This is a genomic window from Streptomyces sp. NPDC085524 (assembly GCF_044541755.1).
Taxonomy (GTDB): domain Bacteria; phylum Actinomycetota; class Actinomycetes; order Streptomycetales; family Streptomycetaceae; genus Streptomyces.
In genome coordinates, this window is sequence record NZ_JBITTH010000075.1 from 1 (window position 1) to 1,797 (window position 1,797).

Consider the following 1,797-nt stretch of genomic DNA (forward strand, 5'->3'; position numbering starts at 1 on the left):
CAGCTCACGCCGGGCCTGTCGCAGATCGGCGGTGGCTCGCTTGAGGTATTCGCGGAACTTGTCTTCGTTGTCAGCCACTGGAGAGAGACCCGTTTCTGGGGAGGGGGAAGGCAGGCGGGCGGGCCGTCAGGCCGGGATTTCCTCGACTTCGATCGCGAGCGACGGGCAGCGGCGGGCCGCGTCCTTCGTCTCGGCGTGCAGCGACGGATCGGGGTCCTTGTCGAGAAGGAAGACGACGCCGTCCTCCTCGCGCTGGTCGAACACGTCCGGCGCGGTCAGCGCGCAGATGCCGGAGGAGCAGCACTCCTCTTCCTTGATGGTGATCAGCAGACGGGTCTGGCTCACCAAGTCACCTCCAGTCGGTGGATTCCGAATACGGTCGCGTCCTTGAACGGAAGGTCCTCGGGCGGCGAGACCAGCCGCAGTCCGGGGACGCGACGGAAAAGGGTGTCGTAGACGATTTCGAGTTCGGCCCGGGCCAGGTTCTGGCCGAGGCAGGCGTGCACGCCGAAGCCGAACGCGACATGGCCGGACGTACTGCGTCCGAGGTCCAGTTCGGCCGGGTCGGGGAAGACCGACTCGTCGTGGTTGGCGGCGGCGGCCGACGCGATGAAGCCCTCGCCGGCGCGCACGACGACGTCGCCGACCTCGATGTCCTCGAGGGCCACCCGGGCGGTCGGGTAGTCCACGATGCTGAACCAGCGCAGCAGTTCCTCGACCGCGCCGGGCGTCCGGGACGGGTCGGCGGTGATCGTCGCGAGCTTCTCCGGCTCCCGCAGCAGCGCGGTGACCCCCAGCGAGATCATGTTCGCCGTCGTCTCGTGGCCCGCCAGGAGCAGCAGCATCGCGAAACCGGTGAGCAGCTCGTGGTCGTAGATGCCGGCTTCCCGGTACTTCACGGCGAGGCGGCTGAGCAGCGCGTCGTCCGGCTCGTCGTCCTTGCTGGACACCAGGTCGCCGAGGAACGTGCGCAACGCGCCGAAGGCCGCCCCGCGCTCCTCCGGGGTGCTGGAACGCTCCAGCAGCACCTCGGTGTACTTCTGGAACACGCCGCGGGTCTCGTACGGCACCCCGAGCAGCTCGCAGATGACGAGCGACGGGACCGGCAGCGAGAGTTCCTGGACGAGGTCCACCGGCCTGCCGCCGGCACCCGCCTCCAGAATTCGGTCCACGCATGCGTCGACGATTTCCTGAATTCGCGGCCGGAGTTTCCGGGTTCGATTCAGCGTGAATTCACTCGTGACCATGCGCCGGTGCAGCGAATGGTCCGGGGCGTCCATCGACAGCAGAAAACCCTTCTGCGCGAACGCCCCCACATTGGCGACGGTCGCGGGAAAGGCCGGATGGGCGCGGCTGGCCGTGGTGGCCGGATGGCTGAGCAGGGTGCGCACGTACTCGTGCCGCGTGGCCAGCCAGGCCGTCTTCCCGTTCTGGAGCACCACCTGCGACATGGGCTCCTCGGCGCGCAGTGGTGCGTACTCGGCCGGCGGACTGAACGGACAGGTCCGGGCGAAGGGAAAGGACGGTATGCCGGGGATATCGGCGTCGGACATGGTGGTGACCTCTCGAGACAGAGAGCGCTTCGCGCCTGAAGGTAGGAGCAGCGGCTTAATTGCGACTAAACGCGCCGGGGCTTTAGGTCTGATTAAGGCCAAGCCAAGCACCGGAGAGGAGGGTGGGGAGCCGAACGGGTGGCCCGGTAGCCCAAGGGGATGGCTCTGCATGCCGAATGAAGACAAGCTCCGCGATTACCTCAAGCGTGTGACGGCCGATCTCCAGCAGACGCGCCGCCGCCTC

The 1,797-nt window shown here is 67.6% G+C and carries 4 protein-coding genes; 1 reads left to right on the plus strand and 3 read right to left on the minus strand.

Going from position 1 to position 1,797, the window contains the following annotated elements; genetic code table 11:
* From ACIGFK_RS42450 to ACIGFK_RS42460, 3 genes are all read right to left on the minus strand, one after another.
* Nucleotides 1-78: polyketide synthase docking domain-containing protein (locus tag ACIGFK_RS42450; RefSeq protein WP_376662508.1), on the minus strand; the 78-nt coding region annotated here is incomplete at its 3' end.
* A 48-nt stretch (nucleotides 79-126) separates the two neighbouring features.
* Nucleotides 127-345, minus strand: a complete 219-nt coding sequence (locus ACIGFK_RS42455; protein WP_376662507.1) for a ferredoxin — start codon at nucleotides 343-345, stop codon at nucleotides 127-129.
* Nucleotides 342-1,553, minus strand: coding sequence for a cytochrome P450 (locus ACIGFK_RS42460; protein WP_386473884.1), 1,212 nt, complete (start codon nucleotides 1,551-1,553; stop codon nucleotides 342-344). The genes ACIGFK_RS42455 and ACIGFK_RS42460 overlap by 4 nt, the downstream gene beginning before the upstream one ends.
* Nucleotides 1,554-1,722: 169 nt before the next feature.
* On the opposite strand from ACIGFK_RS42460, the gene ACIGFK_RS42465 reads away from it, so the two are divergent.
* Nucleotides 1,723-1,797 (plus strand): polyketide synthase docking domain-containing protein (locus ACIGFK_RS42465; protein ID WP_386473887.1); only part of this gene is annotated, 75 nt, incomplete at its 3' end.

Excerpts from the sequence above, each read along its gene's own strand:
- ACIGFK_RS42460 (WP_386473884.1), bottom strand. The coding sequence starts at position 1,553 with ATGTCCGACGCCGATATCCCCGGCATACCGTCCTTTCCCTTCGCCCGG.